The organism is Microbaculum marinum (genome assembly GCF_037855135.1).
Taxonomy (GTDB): domain Bacteria; phylum Pseudomonadota; class Alphaproteobacteria; order Rhizobiales; family Tepidamorphaceae; genus Microbaculum; species Microbaculum marinum.
In genome coordinates this window covers 528,358-544,441 of sequence record NZ_JAZHOF010000003.1, presented here as the reverse complement: position 1 = coordinate 544,441, position 16,084 = coordinate 528,358, and the positions used below count along the sequence as shown (strand labels likewise).

The window sequence follows — 16,084 nt, the reverse complement described above, 5'->3', positions numbered from 1 at the left end:
CCCCGCCTGCCGGCGATCATAGCGCGCGACTGCACCAAGCTCACCCCATGTCCCAGCGACGACGCGAAACGAAGACCCCGCACTCGGACGCCCTGCTTGCCTGGTACGACCGGCATCGCCGGCGCCTGCCGTGGCGGCTGGCGCCCGGCGAGCCGGCCGACCCGTACCGGACCTGGCTCAGCGAGATCATGCTGCAGCAGACCACGGTCGCCGCTGCGGGACCGTATTTCGAGGCCTTCGTGGCGCGCTGGCCGACGGTGGAGGCGCTGGCCGAGGCGCCGCTCGAGGAAGTCCTGAGCGAGTGGGCGGGGCTGGGCTATTACGCCCGGGCGCGCAACCTGCACGCCTGCGCGCAGGTGGTCGCGACGGACCTGGGCGGGGCGTTCCCCGATGACGAGGCCGGGCTCCTGAAGCTGCCGGGCGTCGGGCCGTACACCGCCGGCGCCATCGCCGCGATCGCCTTCAACCGGCAGGCGGCCGCCGTCGACGGCAATGTCGAGCGGGTGATCGCCCGGGTCTACGGGATCGACGCGCCGATGCCCCACGCCAAGGCCGAGATCCGACTGCGCACGCAGGCGCTGGTGCCGGCCGACCGGCCCGGCGACTTCGCCCAGGCGCTGATGGACCTCGGCGCCACGCTGTGCACGCCGAAGCGGCCGGCCTGCGCGCTGTGCCCGTGGGACGACGCCTGCGTGGCGCACGCGCAGGGGATCGAGGAGAGCCTGCCGGTGAAGGCTGCGAAGAAGGACCGGCCGCTGCGCCGCGGCGCGGCGTTCTGGGCCGAGCGCGGCAACGGCACCGTGCTGATCGAGAAGCGCCCGCCCAAGGGGCTGCTCGGCGGCATGGACGGCGTCTGGCTGACGCCGCTCGGCCGCGACGTCGATCCCGCCGAGGCCCGCGCGCACGCGCCGTTCAAGGAGCGCTGGCACCGCGTCGCCGGCGAGGTGGAGCACGTCTTCACCCATTTCCGGCTGCGGCTGACGGTGTTCACGGCAACGGACGTCACCAGCTTCGCGGCTCCCGGCACACGCTGGGTGGCGCGGTCGGACCTGCCCGGCGTCGGCATGCCGACGGTGATGCGCAAGGCCGCCGCGCACGCGCTGCGCGCGCTGCACGGGCCGGATGCGGAGAAGCTCGTCGCGCTCAGGCGACGGCGAGCTCGGACCTGACGATCTTCCTGAGCGCGTCGATCGGCTGGAGGTCGCCGCCGGTCTCGACGTGCCAGAATGTCCAGCCGTTGCAGGCGTCGAGGCCCTGCACATGGGCGCCGACCTTGTGGATCGAGCCGGCCGTGTCGCCGGACTTCAGCGAGCCGTCGATGCGCACGGTGGCGGCATGGCGGCGGCGCGCGTCGGTCAGCGTGTCGCCGGGCCGGATCAGGCCGCGCTCGATCAGCGTGCCGAACGGGATGCGCGGCTCGTCGCGCCTCGGGCGGGTGACGTCGAGCGCCTCGGCGGGCATCGGCTCGACGGCGTCGATGCGCGCCCGGGCGGCGTCGGCATAGGCGGTCTCGCGCTCGATGCCGACGAAATGACGGCCGAGGCGCTTGGCGACGGCGCCCGTGGTGCCGGAGCCGAAGAAGGGATCGAGGATCGTGTCGCCGGGCTTCGTCGACGACAGGACGACGCGGGCGAGCAGGCTTTCCGGCTTCTGGGTGGGATGGGTCTTGTTGCCGTCGGCGTCCTTCAGCCGCTCGTGGCCGGTGCAGATCGGCAGCAGCCAGTCGGAGCGCATCTGGACGTCGTCGTTCATCGCCTTCATGGCGTCGTAGTTGAAGGTGTAGCCCCGGGTGCCGGCGTCGCGGGCCGCCCAGATCAGCGTCTCGTGGGCGTTGGTGAAGCGCCGCCCGCGGAAGTTCGGCATCGGGTTGGTCTTGCGCCAGACGATGTCGTTGAGCATCCAGAACCCGAGGTCCTGCATGATCGCGCCGACGCGGAAGATGTTGTGGTAGGAGCCGATCACCCAGATCGTGCCGTCGCGCTTCAGCACGCGCCTGCAGGCCAGCAGCCAGGCGCGGGTGAAGGCGTCGTAGGCGGAGAACGACTCGAACTTGTCCCAGTCGTCGTCGACGGCATCGACCCGGGAGTTGTCCGGCCGGTGCAGGGCCCGCTCGAGCTGGAGGTTGTAGGGCGGATCGGCAAAGACGGCATCGACGCATCCCGCGGGAAGCGATTCGAGCGCCGCGATGCAATCGCCGACGAGAATGGTATCGAGGTATCCGGCGGAAGCCGGGCCGGGCGCCCGAGACGCCCGGCTCCGTACGCTTGAAGGCATTACGCTACTCAACCCTTACGCAACTGACGCAAGAGAAGATGCGGCCTCAGGGTAAAGACTGCCTTAACCCAGACACAATTCCCGCTGGGCGATCGGGCGGAAGGTCATCCGGTGGATCCCGCAGGGCCCGAGGCGGCCGAGCGCGTCGAGGTGCTGGGCGGTGCCGTAGCCGCGATTGGTCTCGAAGCCGTAGCCGGGATGGGCGCCCGCGAGCCGGTCCATGATCCGGTCGCGGGTGACCTTGGCGACGATCGAGGCCGCCGCGATCGACAGGCACAGCGCGTCGCCGTCGATCACCGCCTCGCCGGCGCAGCGCGCCGGCGGCAGGTCGCGCCCGTCGACGAGGATGTGGGCGGCGGGCCGGGCAAGGCCCGATATCGCCCGCGACATCGCCGTCAGCGTCGCCTGGCGGATGTTGATCCGGTCGATCACCAGGGCGGAGGCGCCCGACACCGAGACGATGGCGGTGGCGACGATCTGCTCGAACAGTTCCTCCCGCCGCGCCGCCGTCAGCTTCTTCGAATCGGCCAGGCCCTCGGGGATGCGCTTGCGGTCGAGGATGACGGCGGCGGCGACGACCGGACCGGCCAGCGGCCCGCGTCCGGCCTCGTCGACGCCGGCCACATGCGGGCAGCCGCTGCTGTAGACCGCATCCTCGCGCGCGAAATCGGCAACCGCTTCCATGCCGCGGATGCTTCCGCGACTCGCGGGCGCATTTCAAGGGGGCCAGCGAAAATGGGGGGCCAGCGAAAATGGGGGGCAGAAATTGGGGCCGGCCGGCGCGGGGGCGGCGCCGGCCGGCAGTCACAGGTCGCGGGGGATGGGCGGCTGCGACCTGCGAGCCCGGACGGCCGCCGCGCAGCGACACCGGCGGCGGCCTGAACGGGATGGAACGGCAATACGAGGGCGCCTAGCCCGGAAGCACGATGCGCCCTGTCTCGTCCAGCGACCAGTGCGGGTTGAAGGCGACCTCCCACAGGTGGCCGTCGGGATCCTCGAAATATCCGGAGTAGCCGCCCCAGAAGACCTCCTCGGCCCGCCTGACGACGCGTGCGCCGGCCTTCACCGCGTCGGCAAGCGCTGCATCCACCGCGTCGCGGGTCGGCAGGTTCTGGGCGAGCGCGACGGCGCGGAATCCGCTGCCCTGCGGCGGGACGTCGGCATCGTCGGCAAGCGCGGCCCGGCCGAACAGGCCGAGCACGATGCCGCCGGCATCGAAGAAGACGATTTCCGCCTGGCTCTGCTCGGACCGCCTCCAGCCGAGCCTGCCGTAGAAGGCGGCGCTTTCCTGGACGTCGGCGACGCCGAGGGTAACGAGGCTGATACGCTGGTCCACGAATTTCTCCCTGTAGTGCCGTTCAAGTCGCGAATTTCCGAAAAGCGCCGCCGGTCCGGCGTCCCGCCTCAGAACAGGCTCATCTGCGAGCCGACCGCCAGCGGCCGCTCGAACAGGTCGGTCCTGAGCTTCGTCCTGCCGCGATTGAGGCGGTTGCGCTCGGCGGCGAGCTCGAAGCGCCGGCCGATCGTCCAGGCAAGCGGTCCGGTTCCCTTCATCCGGGTGCCGAACTCCGACTGGTAGTCCTTGCCGTCGCGCGTCTGCCGCATCAGCGACATCACCCGCGCGGCGCGGTCGGGAGCGTTGTCCTGAAGCCACTCCACGAACAGGTCGCGCACCTCCAGCGGCAGCCGCAGCAGGATGTAGCCGGCCTCGCGGGCGCCCGCCGCCGATGCCGCCGACAGGATCGACTCCATTTCCGAATCGTTCAGACCGGGGATGACCGGCGCCACCATCACCGCGGTCGGGATGCCGGCCTCGGCCAGCCGCATCATCGCCTCGAGCCGCCGCGACGGCGTCGAGGCCCGCGGCTCCAGGGCGCGGGCCAGCTTGCGGTCGAGACTGGTCACCGAGATGGCCACCTTGGCGAGCCCCTTATCGGCCATCCGCGACAGGATATCGAGGTCGCGGGTCACCAGCGCCGATTTCGTGACGATGCCGACCGGGTGGTTGAAGCGCTCCAGCACCTCGAGCACCTGCCGGGTGATGCGGTGGCTCTTCTCGATCGGCTGGTAGGGATCGGTATTGGTCCCGATCGCGATCGTCGCCGGCACATAGTTCGGATCGGCGAGCTCCTTCTCGAGAAGCTCGGCGGCGTTCGGCTTGGCGAACAGCTTCGATTCGAAGTCCAGGCCCGGCGACAGGCCCATATAGGCGTGCGTCGGCCTGGCGAAGCAGTAGACGCAGCCGTGCTCGCAGCCGCGATAGGGGTTGATCGAGCGGTCGAACGAGATGTCCGGCGACTGGTTGCGGGTGATGATCTTCTTCGGCTTCTCGACCGTCACGGAGGTCCTGAAGGGCGGCAGCTCCTCGCCCGTGCCCCAGCCGTCGTCGAAGATCGAGCGGGCCAGCGGCTCGAACCGCCCGGACCGGTTCGAGCCGGCGCCGCGGCCGCGCCGGCGATCCGGCGCGATGGTCTCGCCGGCGGGGGCACCGGCAGATTCGCCCGGCGCGGCTGCAAAGCCGTCGTCATATTCGGTGAAGCGAGGATTCCGTTCCATCATGGACCCAATCTTAGTGCGCCGACGTGAACATAACAAGAACATTAACCCATTCTGCGCCATTTTTCCTAATGCGCCGGATGGCAGGCGGATCAGCCTGTAGATATAAGAACGCGCATGTTGACGGTTGTGATCCCGACCCTTGATTCCGAACGTCCGCTGGTGGCGACGCTGGCCGCGCTGATTCCGGCCGCGGCGGCGGGCGTCGTCAGCCAGGTGGTGATCTGCGACGGCGGGTCGGGCGACGACACGCTGGCGATCGCCGACGAACTGGGCTGCGACATCGTCTCGGCACCGCGCGGCCGCGGACCGCAGCTGGCCGCCGGAGCGCGCGCGGCACGCCATCCGTGGATCCTGTTCCTGCATTCCGACACGGTTCTCGACGAGGGCTGGCACCGCGAGGTCGCCCACTTCATCGAGCGGACGGGCGAGTCCGACGACCGCGACAGGCGGGCGGCCGTGTTCCGCTTCGCGCTCGACGACTATGGCATTGGGGCGCGGTTCCTGGAGACGATCGTCCAGCTTCGCTGCCTCCTGTTCGCGCTGCCCTACGGCGATCAGGGGCTGCTCATCTCGCGGCGGCACTACGAGAGCCTGGGCGGGTTCAGGCCGATCCCGCTGATGGAGGATATCGACCTGGTGCGGCGCATCGGGCGGCGGGGACTGGTCTACCTGCGGGCGCGCGCCGTCACCAGCGCCGCGCGCTACCGGCATGAGGGCTACGTCAGGCGGATGGCCCGCAATGCCGGTTGCCTGACGCTCTTCTTCCTGCGAGTGCCGCCGCGCCTGATCACCCGAATCTACGGCTGATGCAGCGCTGGCTGGTGGTGATGGCCAAGGCGCCCCGCGCCTACGCCGTCAAATCCCGGCTTGCAAAGGACATCGGCGCCGCCGAGGCGACGCGGTTCTACCGGGTCGTGCTCAACGGCCTCGTGCGCCGGGTCGCCGGCGATCCGCACTGGCAGACGGTGCTCGCCGTCGCGCCGGACCGTTGCACGCGCGAGCCGGTCTGGCCGCCGGGGGTGGCGGTGACGGCCCAGGGACGCGGCGACCTCGGCCGACGGATGCAACGGGTCATGGAGGCCCTGCCGCCAGGCCCGGCGATCATCGTGGGCAGTGACATTCCGACGATCCGCCCGCCCCATCTGCGGGAGGCATTTCGCCTCCTGGATCGCAACGACGTGGTGATCGGCCCGGCCGAGGACGGCGGCTACTGGCTGGTGGGCCTGAAGCGCCGGCCGGTGGTCGCCCGGATCTTTGCGGGCGTGCGCTGGTCCACGCCGCACGCGCTGGCCGACACGCTGTCGAACTGCCGGCGGCTGAGCGTCGCGACCGCCGCGACGCTGCCGGATGTCGACGGCGTCGACGACTGGCAGCGCTGGCGGCGCGGCGGCTGATCGCGCAGCCGCCACATGCCGGAGCGAAATGCGGCGCCGGAAGATCCCTGTCGAGAGGCCTACAGCCTGAGCTGATAGCTCACCGGCACCCAGCGGTAGCCGTCGCCTGCCTTCTCCACGTAACCGATCGCCGGGAAGGGCATGTGATAGCCGGTAGCGGGGATGCGGTCGGCCGCGACCATGTCGAGGATCTTCTTGCGGCTGCGGACCGCCTCGTCCTTGTCCATGTCGAACGACACGTGCCATTCGGGCTTCTGCAGCGACAGGACGTAATGGTTGGTCGTGTCTCCCCAGATCAGGAACGGCTTGCCGCCGCTCTCGACCAGAAAGGCCATGTGGCCGGGCGTATGACCGGGGGCCGCAACGGCACGGATGCCCGACACGACCTCGCCGCCGTCTTCCAGGAACGTCGTCTTGTCGGCAAACGTCACGACGTTGGACTGGGTGAGGCTGGCGACCCGATCCATCGGCCCGCCGAGCTTGGCCTCGTCCGACCAGAAATCGTACTCGGTGCGGCCGGTCACGTAGCGCGCGTTGGGGAAGGTCGGCTTGCCGTCCTCCATCGTCCCGCCGATGTGATCCGGATGAAAATGGGTGAGAACCACGACATCGACCTGGTCGGGCGTATAGCCGGCCGCCTCGAGCTTGCTGGCGAGTGCCCCCGCGGCGGGCCGCCGGGCAGCGCCGTTGCCGGTGTCGAACAGGACGAGTTCGTTGCCGGTGTTAATCACCACCGGGGTAAAGCTGATCTCCAGCTTCTCCTCGGGGAGGAAGTTTTGCGAGGCGTAGTCCTGGACCTGCTCTGCCGGCTGATCGTTGCCGAAGATCGGATGCGGGCCGTCCACCTGGACTGCGCCGTCGCTGACCGTCGCAATCTCGAATTCGCCGAGCTGGAACCGGTAGACCTGAGGCTGGGTTGCGCCCAACATCGGGGCCGCCGCCCTTGCCGGTGCGGTCAGTCCTCCGCCGAGCACCGGCACCAGGGCGGCGCCGGCGGTGGCCAGAAGCGCATTCCTGCGGGTGATCTGCATGGGGTTTGCGGATTGGTCGTTCATGCTGGTTCCTCCCGGTTTCGAGGCGTTGGCTCGCGCGACGATGGCGGTCGGCGGAGCCTGCCGCAGTAGATAACCCCCGCGTCCGCGACGTCTTCCCCGATCGGGCACAAGTTCACGGCATTGTGACGAGGACCGGATCCCGCAAGCGGCGATGCCGCGGTCGAAAAAAGGCCGGCGAGGGGACGCCGGCCTTAAGGTCCAGGGAGGATCGCGGCCGCGTCAGAATGCCTGGCTCTGCGACCGGGCCACGACCAGTTCGGCTCCTGACGTCAGGGACGAGGCGACACCATCCACCTTCAGGCGCAGTCCCGTGACGAACTGCTTCGTCTTCGGCGACTTCGGCTTCCTGACCTCGTTGACGTAGAGCGTGCCGACCAGCGGGATGTCGATGCTGACATTCCTTTCGGTGACATCCCCGATCGGGACGCCGTTGACCATCAGGTCGAGGACCTGGGTGCCTTTCGACGAACTCTTTCGGGTCCCCTCTTTCACCGTGTCGGTGGAGACGCTGCGGACTTCCTCGGCGGTGACGAGGCCGTCGAGCAGGTCGACGTCGGCGACCGTGGAGGTCATCCTGATCTTCACGCCCGTCGATGTCTGCTTGCCCATTCCCGTCGACTTGCCGCCCGCGGTGGTCAGGAGGTCTCCCCCGGCGATCTCGGCCACCTCGATCGTCCTGACCTTGCCGTTGGTTCCCTTGCATCCCACCCGGATCAATCCGGGACGACCGATCTGGTCGCGGGCTTCGGTACCCACCTTGGCATTGGATTCGGCAAGATAGGCGGCGCCGAACATCGCATTGTCGACATCGAACCGCGAGTAGCCGGCCATCGCATCGGCGACGACGATAATGGTGCCGACCGGGATGTCGAAACTGTTCACCTCGTCGATCTCGACCCGCAGCATCTCTATCTGAATCTTGCCCGAGCTTTTCCTGACCTTCCTGTTCACCGCCTTGATCACGACCTGACCGAGCCCGGGCAACTGGATGACCGAGTTGTCTTCGATGTCCGCGTCGACGAGATTGCCAAGGACGCGCAGGTTGACGAATTCCGAGCGGCCGGTCCCGACACGGAACTTGCTTTTCGTCGCCTTGATGTTGGCGACGGCCTTGATGGCATCGGCCGTGATGACGCCGTCGAGCAATTCGACGTCGTCGACTCTCGCCACGTGCTCGTTCACCGCGCTGGTACTGGACTTCTGCGTGCGCGCCTTGGCGAGCATCAGTCCCACATGTGCGATTTCGCCCTCGCTGCCTGCCCCCAGTCCGTTGACCCTGTTGGTTTGCCACTTGCCGTTGGTGCCCAGGCAACCCGCCGACGTATAGGCGGCGCGGTCGATGGACGCCCGCAGCGAATCGAGCGTGGTTTCGGTGCGAAGCGTGTTGGCTTGACCGAGGAAATGGCCGGGAAGTTCGGCTGCTGTGGCAGCGCCAACAGCAAGCCCCAACCAGACGGGTGCCGCTACGGCAATCTTTCTAATTCTTGTCATTTACTCCTCCGCTAAGTTGAAACCCCGTCCCGGCGACAGGCGCACGTGGCAGACAACCGGACTTCGACAGGATCCCAAAATATCCGCATGCGCATACTCAAGATAACTAGGCACAAGTCTCGTAATCGTCAAATATTGCTATGTTAAATAGTTCAAATGAACTAGTAAACATGCTAATCACTCAAGATATATTAGTATAACAAGATTGTATTTTAGATGATAAGTAAATAGACATGATACAATAATTCTCTTATCGATCATCATGTTAGCCGGCTGCCGTTCAGGTCGCAGGGTGAGAAAGGCCTAATTCGGGGATGGGTGGCGCCCGCAACGGGCACGCGGGTGCAGGGCGTGCGATCACGCGCAATTGTTCGCTGCGGAGGCAGCGAAGGCCAACCGAATCAGCGACTTACCTAGGGTAAGGAGGGGGATCGCCGGCTGAACGGGGGCCCGTCGGCGGTGCCGCCGGTGCCGAACGATGCTCGCAGAGTGCACACCTCACGGCAGAGCGACGTAAATTACTCGAAAGCAATACTTGAAGTATTATTTGCAGTAATGAAGAATCCAGGCCGCGAGACCGGTCGCGGCCCGGAAAACGTCTGCTTGTCGCGCTGTCATCAGCGGCCGTTCGGATAGATGTCGAAGCGATGGTAACTGTCCGGCCGGCCGCGGCTGACCGTGTAGGCGGCATGCTCGATCTCGGAACGGTCCAGTCCGATATCCTTCAGCATCCGGTCGTCGAGTTCCTGCAGCTTGTGGGCTGTCAAACGATGGCGGTACCAGCGGTAGGCAGCCAGGACGGCCGCAGCGGCGAAGCCGGTGACCCGGGACCTGACGCCGGCCCTGGTCCCGGTGCGGCTGGTGGCGGGGGCGATTGCGTAGTTCAACATGGCGGTTCTCCAATCGGCTTTCGGGGTCTCCGGCGGCGGAGCCGGAGGGGCCCGCTGCATCGATGAAAGCAATATGGGGAAGCGCCACTGACAGCATTCTGTCAGGAGCGCCGACGGCTCCTGACACCGTGCTGTCAGGAGTGATACCGTAGGGTCCGCGCCCTGCAGCCTACAGCAATCCGGGACACCCCGTGCGCCGCGCCGACCGCCTGTTCGAGATCATCCAGCTGATGCGCCGCAACGGGGCGCGGACGACGCGCGCGCGCGATCTGAGCGAGGCGCTGGAGGTGTCGGAACGGACCATCTACCGCGACGTCCAGGACCTCATGGCCAGCGGCGTCCCGATCGAGGGCGAGGCCGGCGTCGGCTACGTCCTCAAGGCAGGCTTCGACCTGCCGCCGCTGATGTTCAAGGAAACCGAGATCGAGGCCCTGGTGCTCGGCGCGCGGATCGTCGAATCCTGGGCGGATGCCGAACTCGCCGATGCCGCCACCGACGTGATCGCCAAGATCGAGGCGGTGATCCCCGACCGGCTGCGCGGCTACATGGCCAACACCGCGCTGCTGGCGCCCTCCCATCACTTCATGGAACCAATCACCTTCGATCTGGCCGAGCTCAGGCGGGCGGTGCGGCAGCAGCTTAAGGTCACCTTCCGCTATACGGATGCGCTCGGCCAGGGTTCGGAACGGGCGGTCAGGCCGCTGTCGCTCGCCTATTTCGGGCCGGTGTGGCTGCTGGCTGCGTGGTGCGAGCTGCGCGTCGACTTCCGGACGTTCCGGCTCGACCGCATCGTCGACTTCGCGCTGACGGCCGAGCGGTTCAAGCCGGAGCCGGGCAAGACGCTGCACGACTTCCTGAAGCGCGACAAGCCGTGGACGCGCAGCGCGATCAACGCCTACGATCCCGGAGACGACTAGGGGTCTAGCCTTACGGCGGGCAAGGCCGGGCCATGGCGGGCGAGCGCCGCCATGGCCGCAATGGGGTGCGCCGCGTTAAGAGCGGCGCCGTGCGGGCATCACATCACCTGATGCCGGCGTCGGCGTTGTCCAGCGGCGGCGGCGCGCCGATGGTGTAGAAGCCGGGCTGGTTGGGATCTTCGGACGGCCTCGACACCTGGTTTGCCTGCTCGCACCACCGGTCGGGATCGACGAGGCCGGCCTTGTCCGGGCAGGCCACGACCGCCGGGTCGAAAAATGCGCCGGCGGTGGGTTCGAAGGCCGGCCAGATCGCCTTCTGCGGCAGCTGTATGCCGGGCGCCTGGGCCTTCTTGACGACGATCCGGTACTTGCGGCCGGCGGTGTCCAGCAGCGTGATCGGGCACCGGTTGTCCTTGCCGATGCCGTCCACCGCCGGATCGACGCCGAGCACGAATCCGTCCCGGATCTCGGTCGGGAACTTGGTGTCGGCGTTGGTGCTGCAGATCCCGTACTTCTTCCAGAACGGGCCGTCGCCCGACGGTGCGCCGAGGCCGATCGAGTAGTTGTACCACTTGTAGACCGCGGGAACCGGCGGGGCATGCCGCTTGCCGTTGCGCAGGCCCTTCTTGCCGCCGACGGCGAAGATCAGTCCGCCGCGCAGCGAGCCGCCGCTGTTGCTCAGGAAGCTGGCGTGGTCGTCGATCGAGAACGCATAGGCGCTGGCATTGAGGCCGCCCGAGGGATAGTCGTCGTGGATGAGCTGCGTGTACGGATTAAACCACTGCCGCTCGCGACCGCCCAGTTCCTCGAAGTTGTACTGCATCGCGAAGTAGTCGAGCACGGAGCGGCTGCCGGGAGGCGGATCGTCGGCGACCGGCAATTCGTCGTTCGGGCACGCGACGTTGAAGGGCACCCAGCCGTAGATGAAGGTGAGGTATGTCGAGAGCTTCGGCATCGGCGGGTTGTTGCTCACCGGCTTCAGGTAGTCCGGAATCCGGTCGGCCGGGCAGGTGTCGACGTACCTCTTGTAGTTCTTGAGGAACACCGCGTTGACGGCCTTGTAGTTGGCAGCCTGATCCTCGGCGCATGACGTCACGGTGCCGGTGCAGTCCTCCCACTGATTCATCATGTGGTGGACCATCTTCGGCGGCTCGGCGGGAATCAGGCCAGGCGATTCTCCGTCGGGAAACAGCCACGGGTCCATGTAGAAGGCCATTACCGACTGTGCCGACGGCACCCTGATGCCCGCCTTGGGGAACATGTCGTCGGGATTGTTGTAGACGGGCCAGTCGGGATTGGACGGGCGGTCGTCGGCGTTGGTGAAGGCGGTCAGCTGCTTCCTGAACCGCTTGACCGACATCGTCGTGCCCATGTAGCCGACGTCCGGCGGATTGCGCACCGGCTCCATGGCCAGCGGCAGATAGACCTGGTCGACGTTGGAGACGTTGTAGTTCTGGTTGAAGTCGATGAAGCCGCCCGGATTGGCCTCCTCGCAGACCTGCAGGAAGGTGCCGTCCGGGTTCACCTTGCAGATGTCGGCGAAGGTGAATTCGTTCAGCTGGAACGGCAGGTGCGGGGAGATGCCCTTGCCCGGAGGCACCTCGTAGATCTTCAGATGGTTGCAGGCATTGCCTGCCATCTGGTTCTTGCAGTTGGGTTTCGGCGAGCCGCCGGCAAACCTGACGGTATCGCTCTTCTTCAGTTCGACGAAGACCTCCTTCATCGCCGAGCGGTCGTCGAACAGGATGACGCGGGCGCCGCGCCACCAGTCGACGTACCGGTCGGTTTCGGAATGATGGAGCTTCGACCACCAGGGCACGTTGATCGTGGCGAACTCGCCGCTGCGAATGCCGCCCGCCGGATTGATGAACACATAGTAGTCGCTCTTGACGGCCATGCAGTCGTCATCACGGCCGAGCGCCACCTGAAGCCACACGTCGCCGCCGCCCTTGGCGCTGCCGCGCGGGCACGAGAGGGCGTCGGTCAGCTGGATGCTGCCCTGGAACACCACCCAGATCTGGCGGGCCGTGTTGTTGTAGATCCGCACTTCCTTCGTGCAGTCGCGCGGAAGCGTGCCGCCGTCATCGGCGCATATGCCAGCCTCGGCCGACGCGGCGCCCGGGTTCGCAGACAGGCCGCCGGCGGCTGCGAGCGCGAACAGCCCGAGCCACAGCATGCGGCGCTTGAGTTTCGGAATCATGTCCCAGCCTCCAAATCAAATTCACTCGCCCCTGCCGGCATTATAAGATGAAAACATCGAATGTGAACGCTATGTGCCGAGGTGCGAGGGATAAATTCGTGAAAGTCATCGAAATTCGGGGCGCACAAGACGATTCAAGTTGATATAAATTCCGTTTGTCGCTGAAAACAAGAAGAGTATGACTAATGAACGAAATTCTATTTCAACTACTAAAGAGATTTAATCAATAAAAACCCAAAAATTATCTACGTTAGCGTATGCATAATCGTTCGTGTATCTATTCCATGAAGAAAATGCATATCGGGCACTGCCGCGGTCGCGGGATCGCGCCGGCCGTGGTCGCCGTAGGTGTGGCAGGACCCTGCAAACGGCGGCAGCCCCGACCAGCGACCGGGGGATCGCAGATGCGGGGCTTGCCGTCCGGTGCCAACAAGGCCGAGGCCAGGTCCCGGCGGCGAGCGCCGGAAATGGTCTCGCCGCGGGCCGACGGATACGCGCTACCCGGCCAGGGGCGGGGGGGTGCCGATGGTAAAGAAACCGGGCTCGTCGGGTTTGGCGGCCGGTACCGCACGCTCGTTGGCGTGGTTGCACCAGGCGTCGGGATCGACGAGCCCGGCCTTGCTCGGACAGCCCACGACGTCCGGATCGAAAAGCGCACCGGCCGACGGTTCGAATGCCGGCCAGATCGGGGTCTGCGGCAGCTTTGTGCCGGGAACCCTGGCCATTTTCACGACAAGCCGATACTTCCGGCCTTCGCTGTCCACCAGCGTGACAGGGCAGCGGTTGTTGGGGCCGATCCCTTCCAGAGCGGGATCGATGCCAAGCACGAATCCGTCTCTGACTTCAGTCGGAAAGGCGGTGTCTGCTTCGGTCTTGCAAATGCCGTACCTCGTCCAGACCGGTCCGTTTGGAGCCGGTTTGCCCAGGCCGATGTAGTAGCTGTACCACTTGTAGCCCTGCGGAACCGGCGGGGCGTGCCTCTTGCCGTTCATCAGGCCCTTGGGGCCGCCGACGGCGAAGATCAGTCCGCCCGGAAGTTTTCCGCCGCTGTTGCTCAGGAAGCTGGCGTGATCGTCGATCGAGAACGCATAGGCGCTGGCGTCGAGGCCGCCCGACTTGAAATCGTCGTGGATGAGTTGGGTATAGGGATTGAACCACTGCCGTTCACGTCCGCGAAGCTCCTCGAAGTTGTACTGCATCGCGAAGTAGTCGATGACCGACCTGCTGGCCGGCGGAGTATCGCCGGCGACGGGCAGTTCGCCATTGCTGCAGGCGACATTGAACGGGACCCAGCCGTAGATGAAAGTCAGGTAGGCCGTGAGCTTCGGCATCGGAGGATTCTGGCTCACCGGCTTCAGGAATTCCGGGATCTTCTTGTCGGGGCACGTATCGACGTAGTTCTCGTAGTTGGCAAGGAACACCTCGTTGACGGCCTTGTAATAGCTGGCCTGCGTCTCCGTGCACGACGTGACCTTCTTCCGGGTGCAGTCCTCCCACTGCTTCAGCATGTGGTCGACGCGGTTGGGCGGGTCACTGGGAATGAGCCCCAGGTTCTTTCCGTCGGGAAAGCGCCAGGGATCCATGTAGAACGCAAGCACCGACTGGGCCGACGGCACCCGGATGCCGGCCTTCGGATACATGTCGCCGGGATTGTTGTAGACGGGCCAGACCAGCTTGTCCGGGCCCTGGTCGGCATTGGTGAATGCGGCCAGCTGCTTCCTGAAGCGCTTGACCGTCATTACGGTCCCCATATAGCCGACATCGGCCGGGTCGCGCACAGGCTCCATCGCCAGCGGCAGATAGACCTGATCGACGTTGGAGACGTTGTAGTTCTGGTTGAAGTCGATGAAGCCGCCGCCGTAGATTTCCTTGCAGTTCTTGAGGAACTCGCCCTGGGACGTCACCTTGCAGACGTCGGCGAAAGTAAACTCGTTGAGCTGGAAGGGAAGATGCGGGGCGATGCCCAGTCCCGGCGAAACCTGGTGGATCAGCAGCCGATTGCAGGAGTTGTCCTTCATGTCCTTGTTGCATGAAGGCTGCGGCGAGCCGTTGGCGAATTCGATCTCGGGACCGTCGTTGAACTTGTCGTAGATTTCCTTCAACGCCGTGCGGTCGTCGAAGATGATGACGCGCGCGCCGCGCCACCAGTCGATGTAGCGATCGGGCGCGTTATCGGTCCGCTTCGACCACCAGGGCAGATCGATTGAGACGAACTCGCCCTTGCCGAGGCCCGCCGACGGATTGACGAAGATGTAGTAGTCGTTCTTGACCGCCAGGCAGTCGTCCATCACGCCGAGAGCCGACTGCAGCCAGGCATCGCCGCCGCCCTTTTCCTTGACGGTACAGGAAACGGCGTCGGTCAGCTGGATGCTGCCCTGCAGGATGATCCAGATCGGACGGGCCGTATTGTTGTAGACGCGGATTTCCTTCGTGCACTCCCTGGGAAACCTGCCGCCGTCGTCGGCACAGACGCCATCGGCCGCCCCGGCGCTGCCGGGATTGGCGGCGACGCCGCCAGCGGCCGCAAGCACGAACAGTCCCAGCCACAGCATGCCGCGAGTGATCGCAACCCTCATGACGCAGTCTCCACATAGCCAGACTGAATATCGAGAACGCCCGATTATACAACCGGAGAGGGAGGCGCGACACGCGATTTTTTGGGCAGGAACTGCCCGCCGTTCACGCGAGGAGAATGGATCGGTGGATACCTCCGATCCGGCAATTCAGCCCTTGCGCCGGAGGTGTTCGTTCAGCCGGGGCAGGATCTCGACGAAGTTGCAAGGCATGTGGCGATAGTCGAGCTGGCTCTCGAGGATCTCGTCCCAGGCGTCGCGACAGGCGCCCGGCGAGCCGGGCAGCACGAAGATGTAGGTCGCGTTGGCGACGCCGCCGGTCGCACGGCTCTGGATGGTGGAGGTGCCGATCTTCCTGAACGAGACCATGTGGAAGAGATGGGAGAATCCCTCCATGCGCTTCTCGAACAGCGGCTCGATCGCCTCCGGCGTGACGTCCCGTCCCGTGAAACCGGTGCCGCCGGTCGTGATCACCACGTCGACATCGGCGTCGTCGATCCAGGCCTCGACCTTGTTGCGGATCGTCAGGAGATGGTCCGGGACGATCGCCCGGTAGGCGAGGGCGTGGCCCGCCTTCGTCAGCCGGTCGACGAGGATCTGGCCGGACCTGTCGTCGGCCTCCGTGCGCGTGTCGGAGACCGTCAGCACGGCGATCGATAGAGGGATGAAGTCGCGCGGCGTGTCGATCATCGGAAAACTATAGCCGCGGCGCGCCGAATGGAAAGCGGTGT

General features: G+C 66.0%; 14 protein-coding genes. 4 read left to right on the top strand and 10 right to left on the bottom strand.

All coding sequences use genetic code 11. The features are described from left to right. The first annotated feature begins 47 nt into the window (after positions 1-47). Complete coding sequence (gene mutY / locus V3328_RS09660) at positions 48-1,169, top strand: A/G-specific adenine glycosylase (RefSeq protein ID WP_340329431.1); 1,122 nt, start codon at positions 48-50, stop codon at positions 1,167-1,169. Here the strand turns inward: mutY and V3328_RS09655 are convergent. The 4 genes from V3328_RS09655 to V3328_RS09640 all read right to left on the bottom strand — a co-directional run bounded on the left by V3328_RS09655 (position 1,144) and on the right by V3328_RS09640 (position 4,830). After that, a complete protein-coding gene (locus V3328_RS09655; RefSeq protein WP_340329430.1) occupies positions 1,144-2,274 on the bottom strand; it encodes a site-specific DNA-methyltransferase in 1,131 nt (376 codons plus the stop codon). The two genes, mutY and V3328_RS09655, sit on opposite strands and share 26 nt — an antisense overlap. Before the next feature lie 63 nt (positions 2,275-2,337). Beyond that, the gene (locus tag V3328_RS09650; protein ID WP_340329429.1) at positions 2,338-2,958 is read right to left on the bottom strand and encodes a ribonuclease HII; all 621 of its coding nucleotides are present in this window, start codon (positions 2,956-2,958) and stop codon (positions 2,338-2,340) included. Positions 2,959-3,184: 226 nt separating this feature from the next. Beyond that, positions 3,185-3,610, bottom strand: a complete 426-nt coding sequence (locus V3328_RS09645) for a VOC family protein (RefSeq protein WP_340329428.1) — start codon at positions 3,608-3,610, stop codon at positions 3,185-3,187. A gap of 68 nt (positions 3,611-3,678) precedes the next feature. After that, positions 3,679-4,830: a PA0069 family radical SAM protein gene (locus tag V3328_RS09640; protein WP_340329427.1), complete on the bottom strand. Its 1,152-nt coding sequence runs from the start codon at positions 4,828-4,830 to the stop codon at positions 3,679-3,681. 117 nt (positions 4,831-4,947) lie between these two features. Here V3328_RS09640 and V3328_RS09635 point away from each other — a divergent pair, with 117 nt between their 5' ends. Both V3328_RS09635 and V3328_RS09630 read left to right on the top strand, forming a co-directional pair. Beyond that, positions 4,948-5,640, top strand: coding sequence for a TIGR04283 family arsenosugar biosynthesis glycosyltransferase (locus V3328_RS09635; protein WP_340329426.1), 693 nt, complete (start codon positions 4,948-4,950; stop codon positions 5,638-5,640). Further along, the gene (locus tag V3328_RS09630) at positions 5,640-6,227 is read left to right on the top strand and encodes a TIGR04282 family arsenosugar biosynthesis glycosyltransferase (protein WP_340329425.1); all 588 of its coding nucleotides are present in this window, start codon (positions 5,640-5,642) and stop codon (positions 6,225-6,227) included. Before V3328_RS09635 ends, V3328_RS09630 begins: the two co-directional genes overlap by 1 nt. 59 nt (positions 6,228-6,286) lie before the next feature. On the opposite strand, the gene V3328_RS09625 is transcribed toward V3328_RS09630, so the two are convergent. From V3328_RS09625 to V3328_RS09615, 3 genes are all read right to left on the bottom strand, one after another. Next, positions 6,287-7,282, bottom strand: coding sequence for an MBL fold metallo-hydrolase (locus V3328_RS09625; RefSeq protein WP_340329424.1), 996 nt, complete (start codon positions 7,280-7,282; stop codon positions 6,287-6,289). Between the two features lie 219 nt (positions 7,283-7,501). Further along, a complete protein-coding gene (locus V3328_RS09620) occupies positions 7,502-8,773 on the bottom strand; it encodes a choice-of-anchor P family protein (protein ID WP_340329423.1) in 1,272 nt (423 codons plus the stop codon). A gap of 617 nt (positions 8,774-9,390) precedes the next feature. After that, complete coding sequence (locus V3328_RS09615) at positions 9,391-9,663, bottom strand: DUF1127 domain-containing protein (protein ID WP_340329422.1); 273 nt, start codon at positions 9,661-9,663, stop codon at positions 9,391-9,393. A gap of 191 nt (positions 9,664-9,854) precedes the next feature. Here V3328_RS09615 and V3328_RS09610 point away from each other — a divergent pair, with 191 nt between their 5' ends. After that, entirely contained in the window at positions 9,855-10,580 is a 726-nt protein-coding gene (locus V3328_RS09610; protein ID WP_340329421.1) for a helix-turn-helix transcriptional regulator, read from the top strand. Positions 10,581-10,683: 103 nt separating this feature from the next. Here V3328_RS09610 and V3328_RS09605 read toward each other — a convergent pair whose 3' ends face one another. The 3 genes from V3328_RS09605 to moaB form a co-directional block, all read right to left on the bottom strand. Beyond that, on the bottom strand, positions 10,684-12,780 hold the full coding sequence (locus V3328_RS09605; protein WP_340329420.1) for a hypothetical protein: 2,097 nt from the start codon (positions 12,778-12,780) through the stop codon (positions 10,684-10,686). 497 nt (positions 12,781-13,277) lie between these two features. Continuing rightward, entirely contained in the window at positions 13,278-15,356 is a 2,079-nt protein-coding gene (locus V3328_RS09600) for a hypothetical protein (protein ID WP_340329419.1), read from the bottom strand. A 147-nt stretch (positions 15,357-15,503) separates the two neighbouring features. Continuing rightward, on the bottom strand, positions 15,504-16,043 hold the full coding sequence (gene moaB, locus V3328_RS09595) for a molybdenum cofactor biosynthesis protein B (RefSeq protein WP_340329510.1): 540 nt from the start codon (positions 16,041-16,043) through the stop codon (positions 15,504-15,506). Positions 16,044-16,084 lie beyond the last annotated feature (41 nt).

Bases quoted from the DNA above. Each gene is read 5' to 3' on its own strand.
- mutY (WP_340329431.1), top strand. From the start codon at position 48: ATGTCCCAGCGACGACGCGAAACGAAGACCCCGCACTCGGACGCCCTG.
- V3328_RS09655 (WP_340329430.1), bottom strand. From the start codon at position 2,274: ATGCCTTCAAGCGTACGGAGCCGGGCGTCTCGGGCGCCCGGCCCGGCT.
- V3328_RS09650 (WP_340329429.1), bottom strand. From the start codon at position 2,958: ATGGAAGCGGTTGCCGATTTCGCGCGCGAGGATGCGGTCTACAGCAGC.
- V3328_RS09640 (WP_340329427.1), bottom strand. From the start codon at position 4,830: ATGGAACGGAATCCTCGCTTCACCGAATATGACGACGGCTTTGCAGCC.
- V3328_RS09635 (WP_340329426.1), top strand. From the start codon at position 4,948: ATGTTGACGGTTGTGATCCCGACCCTTGATTCCGAACGTCCGCTGGTG.
- V3328_RS09630 (WP_340329425.1), top strand. From the start codon at position 5,640: ATGCAGCGCTGGCTGGTGGTGATGGCCAAGGCGCCCCGCGCCTACGCC.
- V3328_RS09625 (WP_340329424.1), bottom strand. From the start codon at position 7,282: ATGAACGACCAATCCGCAAACCCCATGCAGATCACCCGCAGGAATGCG.
- V3328_RS09620 (WP_340329423.1), bottom strand. From the start codon at position 8,773: ATGACAAGAATTAGAAAGATTGCCGTAGCGGCACCCGTCTGGTTGGGG.
- V3328_RS09615 (WP_340329422.1), bottom strand. From the start codon at position 9,663: ATGTTGAACTACGCAATCGCCCCCGCCACCAGCCGCACCGGGACCAGG.
- V3328_RS09605 (WP_340329420.1), bottom strand. From the start codon at position 12,780: ATGATTCCGAAACTCAAGCGCCGCATGCTGTGGCTCGGGCTGTTCGCG.
- V3328_RS09600 (WP_340329419.1), bottom strand. From the start codon at position 15,356: ATGAGGGTTGCGATCACTCGCGGCATGCTGTGGCTGGGACTGTTCGTG.
- moaB (WP_340329510.1), bottom strand. From the start codon at position 16,043: ATGATCGACACGCCGCGCGACTTCATCCCTCTATCGATCGCCGTGCTG.